Source organism: Neisseria flavescens (genome assembly GCF_001618065.1).
GTDB classification, from domain to species: Bacteria; Pseudomonadota; Gammaproteobacteria; order Burkholderiales; family Neisseriaceae; genus Neisseria; species Neisseria flavescens_A.
The window spans coordinates 1-6,771 of the sequence record NZ_LAEI01000069.1; the positions used below are offsets into that span (position 1 = coordinate 1).

The 6,771-nt window shown below is 47.7% G+C and carries 6 protein-coding genes; all 6 read right to left on the reverse strand.

Annotation, left to right across the window (positions count from 1 at the left end):
* Positions 1–226: 226 nt before the first annotated feature.
* The 6 genes from TW89_RS10505 to TW89_RS10530 all read right to left on the reverse strand — a co-directional run bounded on the left by TW89_RS10505 (position 227) and on the right by TW89_RS10530 (position 6,455).
* A complete protein-coding gene (locus tag TW89_RS10505) occupies positions 227–529 on the reverse strand; it encodes an ArsR/SmtB family transcription factor (protein ID WP_049322138.1) in 303 nt (100 codons plus the stop codon).
* Between the two features lie 79 nt (positions 530–608).
* Positions 609–1,130, reverse strand: a complete 522-nt coding sequence (locus tag TW89_RS10510; protein WP_128581400.1) for a rhodanese-like domain-containing protein — start codon at positions 1,128–1,130, stop codon at positions 609–611.
* Positions 1,131–1,142: 12 nt separating this feature from the next.
* Positions 1,143–1,337, reverse strand: a complete 195-nt coding sequence (locus tag TW89_RS10515; RefSeq protein ID WP_003685761.1) for a YgaP family membrane protein — start codon at positions 1,335–1,337, stop codon at positions 1,143–1,145.
* A gap of 464 nt (positions 1,338–1,801) precedes the next feature.
* A complete protein-coding gene (locus TW89_RS10520) occupies positions 1,802–3,898 on the reverse strand; it encodes a TonB-dependent receptor plug domain-containing protein (RefSeq protein ID WP_128581401.1) in 2,097 nt (698 codons plus the stop codon).
* 317 nt (positions 3,899–4,215) lie between these two features.
* The gene (cls, locus tag TW89_RS10525) at positions 4,216–5,709 is read right to left on the reverse strand and encodes a cardiolipin synthase (protein ID WP_128581402.1); all 1,494 of its coding nucleotides are present in this window, start codon (positions 5,707–5,709) and stop codon (positions 4,216–4,218) included.
* 155 nt (positions 5,710–5,864) lie between these two features.
* Positions 5,865–6,455: a phosphatase PAP2 family protein gene (locus TW89_RS10530; RefSeq protein ID WP_128581403.1), complete on the reverse strand. Its 591-nt coding sequence runs from the start codon at positions 6,453–6,455 to the stop codon at positions 5,865–5,867.
* Positions 6,456–6,771 lie beyond the last annotated feature (316 nt).

Genomic DNA, 6,771 nt, shown 5'->3' on the forward strand with positions numbered 1-6,771 from the left:
ATCAGGTATCCAAGGGAGATTAAGGGGATATTTGAGTAGAATCGGTGGATATTTGAAACGAAAACAGCCGAAATCCTGTTTTGGGCTTCGGCTGTTGAGGAAAGGGCTATTTTGCAAAGGTCTCGGCAAGACTAAAAATACAATAAAGGGCGTCTGAAAAAGATTCAGACGGCCTTTAAAATTATAAATAGGATAGATTTTTTGACTATCCTATTTCGATAACATTTTAAGATTTTTCTGCACAAAAAAAGGAATACAGCAACTGTATCATCTCGGTTACCCTCGGGTCGGCAATGTAATATTGCCGTTCCCGATGGTTCACTTCAAACGATACCAAACCGGCTTCACGCAGTAGCGCTAATTGGCTGGACATTGCCGCTTGCGGGAGTCCGGATGATTCAGCCAACTCGGTTACATTGTGCGGTCTTTCATGTAGTTTGCACAATACGGCGAGGCGGTTGGGATTGGCCAGAAGTTTGAGAAAAGCGGTGGCTTCTTCGTAGGGTGGTTGATTGTCGGCAATGGTCATTTTTCACGCTTGTCGGCAAATGAGGAGGTCGAATTATCAGTCATAATGGCCTCAGCAGCAACTTTCAGACGGCCTTTGCTTAATGGTTCCATGGCATTTTGGCCCGTAGGCGCGCCATGCCGCAGAATCCGGTTAGTCCGGCAGTTAATAGGCCTGCACCGACCATCACGTCTATCAGATAAAACCAAGGCGATACCAGCCAACCTGCCAGCACGCCCAACAGAATCAAACTGCCCGCAATGGTTTGCACCTGCCGCATGATATCCGGTGCGGCATGGTCGGCAACAATAGGAAGCCCTGCAGCCTTCCATGCCTGTAAGCCGCCTTCCAGAATATAGCATTCTCGACCTTGGCCAAGCACTGACAATATTGTTTCTGCCCGTGTTGTACGTTTACCGCTCAGACAATAAAAAATCAGGCACTGGGTAGTATCATCGGGCAGTTTGTCTCGCTGCCGTTCAGGCGGAAGGGATAATGCGCCGCCAATATGCCCGCCCCGATATTCGGCTTGGCTTCGGATGTCCACTGCCAACGCGCCCTCACGGATTTTTGCCATTGCTTCGGAAGGCGTGATTCGCGGGAGTTGTCCGACCGTACTCATGTTTTGCCTTCGTTATTTTTTGTTGATGCGGCAGGTGTTGATACCCAATAAGCTGTACAGTGCGCAGTTGCCAATCAGTGCTGTGCCCAGGGGGATGATGCCCAGCCAACCCCACCAGCCAATTTGTCCGGTAGCGGCTGCAGCAATCAGTGCAACACCGATAACAATACGGATTACGCGATCCAAAGTACCCAAGTTTCGTTTCATTTTATTGCTCCTTGTTTCAGAATGAATTGTCTATAAATAAATATATATAACAAAAATCATATATGAGAAATATTATAGCTTTAAAAATGACTTTGTCAAATGGTTTACAGTAAAAGTGTAATGAATATTTGCATTGTATTTTTTAAACACACAAATAGAATCAATCTCCAACGGCATGGTTAAATGTAAAAATACAGCCTTATATTTTCAGACGGCACTGGAGATGATCTATATAATATTTTATTTATATTGGAAGAATTGGTAGTCAGTTTTCAGAAGGAGTCAAATCATGACCGATTCGGAAAAGAAGTCCAATGGAGACGATTTGAAGACTGGATAATCCGTTGTGTAACTAGCAAGGGGGAGGAAATACTTTTAAATCAAATTGTCTACGAATTATAAAAGGCCGTCTGAAAATTGAATCTCAGATGGCCTTTAATTTCTTTATAAGGTCGTTCGTATCATCAGAAACGATAGTTCACGCCCAAGGCAAACTCGCGGCCGCGTTCGTAGAAGGGCACGCGTCCGTTGCCGTCGGGGAAGCGTTGGCTGTGCGAACGGTATTGCTTGTTGCCGATGTTGTTGACAGCGAAGTTGACGTTCAGGTTGTCTTTTTTCAGCGGCTGCCAGTTGGCGTAGATGTCGTGTACGCCGTAACCGGCTTTCTTGCCGTGTATCGTGCCTTGTCCGCGGGCGACGTCGGTGTATTTCACGCTTTGGGCGTAGCGGCCGCGCCAGCCGATTTCGAGTTTGGGGTTTTCAAACTGGTAAGACAGACCGGTCAGCCATTGGCGGCCGGTGTTCCAGAAGGTGAACGAGCTTTCGTGGTCTTCTGCTTGAATCGGGCTTTCGCCGTAGTACATTTCTCCGTTCAGACGGGGTTTGACGTAGGACACGCCGGCGCGCGCGGTCAGGCCGCCCCAGCGATAGGATGCGTCAAGTTCGTAGCCGTAGGTTTTGAGCGTGCCGCCGTTGTAAATCTTGCCGCGTTCGGTGATGGAGGCGGTGTTGTTGTTGATTTTTGCCCAACGATAGACGATGAGGTCTTTGATGCGTTGGTGGAACACGCTGCCGCTGACGTTGAAATTGTCGTTGCGCCATTTGAAGCCGAGTTCAGCGCGACGGGCGGTTTCGGCTTTGAGGTTGCTGTCCAAATCGGCTGCAGCACCTGCGCGTTCGTTAGCCAACAGGGCTTCGTTCAGGCGGGGCGCACGGCTTGCCTGATTGAGGTTTGCCAAGAGGGAGAAGTTGTCGTTAATGTCCCAAATCGCGCTGATACTGGGGTTGAGCTGACCGTGCGACGCGCTTTGTTTGCTGGCGGCGTTGTATTTGAAATGGTCGTAACGCAGGCCGGTGGTCAGGGTAACGGGGTTCAAGTTCCAAATACCTTCCGCGTACACGCCGTATTCGGCTTTTTTCTCTTTGTCACGGTCATACAGGCCGAGAATCTTCAGCCACGCTCCTTTGTCGGACGGCTCGGAGGTTTCGTGGCGGTAGTTGACGCCGTATTTCACCATGTGTCCGTCGCCGAAAGAGCTGGCGAGGTTCAGATTCGCGCCGGTCGCTTTGATTTTGCTTAGTTCAAGCTGACCGATGGGAACGCCGCCTTGCGCCGTGCCGGAAGCTTGGGCTTTTGGAGAAGGGGCGCCTTTGGGCGGTTTGGTGTCGTCGGTATTGATTTGGAAGACGTTGGCGTCGATTTTGTCGATAAAGCCGACGTTGCGTCCACGGTATTCCAGATTGTAGGTTTGCTCTTTTTGATAAGTGCCGTCCACGCCGATGTAGCTGTCAACGTTTTGGAACTCGGCTTTGTCGGTGCGGTTGCCTTTTTGGTATTCCTGACGGTAGGTCAGGCGGATGCCGTGGTCGTCGTTGAAATCGTAGCCGAGTTTGGCGAGGTAGCTGTGCTGTTTCAGACGACTGCCGAGGTTGACATTGCCGTTGCCGTCTTTGTAGTCACGGTTGTTGAGGAAGTTGCCTGCAAACAGGGCATCGAAGCCGTTTTGATAGCCGTAAACCGCCGCGTTGCCGGTTGAACCTTTATTGCTGCTCAAGCCCGCGCCGAGTTTGAAACCGAAAGGTTTGCCGTCGGTCAGCAGGTCTTTTGCGTCGACCGTTGTTACGCGGATGGTACCGCCGACCGCACCCAAGCCCGCGCTTGCCGCGCCTGTGCCTTTTTCGACGTTGATGCTTTTCACCAAAGCAGGATCAAGCTGGAAGCGGCTTTGGTGGTGGAAGATTTTTGTGGATTGGCTGGTGTTGTCGACTTCTAGGTTAATTTTGTCTTCACCAACGCCGCGGATGCTGTAAAACTGTGCTACGCCGTTGCCGCCGCCGACGTCCATACCGATTTGATCTTTCATGACTTGTTTTAAATCAGTCGAAATTTCGCGGTCGAGCTGGTTGCGGGTTACACGAGTCGGTACGGCAGTACCGGTGACCTTAATTTCATTCAGCTCGGCAGTTTCTGCGGGTTGCAAATTTTCGGCATGAGCGAAGCTTGTTGATAATGCGAGTGTAATGATACTAAGGCGGAATACAGGAGAGGAGACCTTATTCATGAGTTTTCCTAAGTAAAAAATTGACTGTTTATTCTAATTGTTATAATAATGATTATCAAATTCTTAATAGATATTAATAAATATATTCTGTTTTATTCCAATCTAAAATTAATAGGATTTTTATAAAAATCAATTAGTTTATATTTTGGTTAAATTTAGTAAAGATTCTTTGACTGAGAAATGGGTTGAGTATTGCTTTTTCCGAGAGGGAGAGATGGGATAGCTTGAATATCTGTCAATAAAGAATTTTGTCTATCAGTGTTTTATTTAAAAGGCCATCTGAAAAGTACTTTTCAGACGGCCTAAATATTTATGTTTTACAGTAAAGGACTCATCAGGCGGACGGCATTTTCCACGAGGCCGCGGAGTTTGGAACGTTGTTGCCATGATTTAATGGCGATGTAGCTGCTGTTTTTAAGGTAGCTGCGCTGCAGGTGGCAGATTTGTTTAGTAGTGTCGCGATCGTAGATAGCAAGGCTGATTTCTAGGTTGAGGAAGAAGCTGCGCATATCCATGTTGACCGTACCGAAGAGGGAGTAGTCTTCGTCAATGGTCATGGTTTTGGCATGTAAGAGCCCACCTTCAAACATTGCGATTTTGACGCCGGCTTCCAGCAACATAGGGTAGTAGGCGCGTGAGGCGTAGCGTACCATCAGTGAATCGACTTTGGCAGGCAGTATCAGGGTCACTTTGACGCCGCGTTTGGCGGCAACGGTTAACGCCATGAGAAGCGGCTCGTCGGGGACAAAGTAGGGAGTAGTAATCGTGATTTGTTTGGTGGCGGCATAGATGGCGCTGATGATGGTTTCGTAGATAACGAAGCTGCTTTGCTCTGGGGCGGATGGAATGATTTGGGCAACAATATCGCCTTGCTGCATTTTTTCAGGAAGGATTTGGGGCAGCAGGCTTTGAGCTTGGTTGAGGTATGTTTGTACGTTTTGGAGGTTTTCATCGGTTTCGACGGCAAGGTCTGCGAAGAAGACGGCAGACAGTTCCAAAACCATAGGCCCTGTGCAGCGCATCATGACATCGACCCATTCTCCGACGCCGGAGTTTTGTTTGAAATAGCGGGGGTCGACAAGGTTGAAGCTGCCTGTGTAACCGATTTTGCTGTCGATAACGAGGATTTTGCGGTGGTTGCGCAGGTCGGTGCGCGTGAATAATGTACGCCAGATGCCGACAGGCAATGAGGTATGTACTTCAACGCCTGCTTGGCGCAGTTTCTCTACCCAATCGCTTTCAAGAAAACTCCTGCTGCCGACGGCATCGGCCAGTATGGCGCAGTCTACGCCTCTTGCTTTGGCAGCAAGGATTTCATTTAGAATTTCTTCGATGCGGCCTTTGGGTTCGATAATGTAAAAGGCCAGCAGGCAGGAATGGGTTGCGGCGCGTATGTCTGCAAGCATGCTGTCGATGATGGCATCGGTGGTGGAGAGCAGGCTCATGGCGTTGCCTTTGGTTGCGCCCAGCCCCGTTCCTTTTTCGGCAACTTTACTGATGCCGTGGTAACGTGATTTGACTTGGTCGGCAATGTCGAGATAGATATCGGCTAGATGGGTGGCGGCAAAGTTGCGGTAGAAGCGGTTCATTTCGCCGGTACGTTTGGCGCGGGCCGTGCCGAGACGAGGCTCGCCGATAAGGATGTAGGCGATGGTTCCGAATACGGGGAAAAGGAATAGGATAATCAGCCAAGCGAAGGTTGAGCCGATGTTTTTTTGTTTGTACAACACGCGCAGCATACAGACGAGTGCGGCGCAGGTGTGGGCGAAGATGAAAATTTCGGTCCAGGTGATGTCTTTTAAAAAATTCATATTCGGTAGCGGGAGTGGATGTGTTTTTAAGTTTGAAGGTGTCAGCTGCTAAGCTTCAGATATTAAGTATATAGAAAAACCGTCTGAAAACAAATTTACACGATAATTATGTTTTTGCTTTCAGACGGCCTTTTTGTGTAGATAGTCTTTTTACGTTAAACCACTAAAAGATAGAGCCAATAGGCAAATCCACCCAGTGCCGCACCGGCAGGCAAGTCAATCAGGTAATGCTGTTTGGTAAACACGCAGGATAGTGCGATAAGGATAGGGAAAAGGAATGCAACAACCCCCAAAGATGGCAATGCGTGCAATGCGGTCAGCGTGGCAACAGAAACATGCATGCTGGGGAAACAGTTACTGGCTTGGTCGAACTTTTGCACAAATTTTAAAAAACATTCGGATGGTGTTTTACCGGGATTGATGCTGCGCCAATGTGGTGGGGTAGAAACAGGGAATAGCCAGAAGAACAACATTTGCATAAACAGCAACATCAGAAAGCTGAATGCCATCATGTTGAAATGGCGGTGGTTGGTGGCGATAAGGTTGAGATAGAGGATAGCCGGGTAGTAAAGAAAACTATATACCCACGACCAACGCGGGCGGAATGGGATTTTTTCATCTATTGGAGAATTCCAAACAATCTCTTTGCGTAAAGGATGGCGTTGGGTATAAAAGTAAAACTGATAAGCGCCGATAATCATCACTCCGCTTAATATCAGATTGACCAAATAGTCTTGGAAGGTCATGGTGTATGTTCCTAAAAATAGATTTTATTTGAAATGAATGTATGAATTTAAAAGAACGACATCATACCCATCTTTTGAAATATGTAAAATAATTTTTTTGATTTCTAAAAAATATAGGGTCAATTAAAGAAGATTAGTTGTTTTGCGGTTAATTCTGGCTAAAAGGCCGTCTGAAACCTGTTTTAGGAATTTTCAGACGGCCTGAGACCTTTGCAAAATAGCCCTTTCCTCAACAGCCGAAGCCCAAAACAGGATTTCGGCTGTTTTCGTTTCAAATATCCACCGATTCTACTCAAATATCCCCTTAATCTCCCTT

What these genes read in the sequence shown, in the direction of transcription:
- TW89_RS10520 (WP_128581401.1), bottom strand. Translation starts at nt 3,898, where the DNA reads ATGAATAAGGTCTCCTCTCCTGTATTCCGCCTTAGTATCATTACACTC.
- TW89_RS10505 (WP_049322138.1), bottom strand. Translation starts at nt 529, where the DNA reads ATGACCATTGCCGACAATCAACCACCCTACGAAGAAGCCACCGCTTTT.
- cls (WP_128581402.1), bottom strand. Translation starts at nt 5,709, where the DNA reads ATGAATTTTTTAAAAGACATCACCTGGACCGAAATTTTCATCTTCGCC.
- TW89_RS10510 (WP_128581400.1), bottom strand. Translation starts at nt 1,130, where the DNA reads ATGAGTACGGTCGGACAACTCCCGCGAATCACGCCTTCCGAAGCAATG.
- TW89_RS10530 (WP_128581403.1), bottom strand. Translation starts at nt 6,455, where the DNA reads ATGACCTTCCAAGACTATTTGGTCAATCTGATATTAAGCGGAGTGATG.
- TW89_RS10515 (WP_003685761.1), bottom strand. Translation starts at nt 1,337, where the DNA reads ATGAAACGAAACTTGGGTACTTTGGATCGCGTAATCCGTATTGTTATC.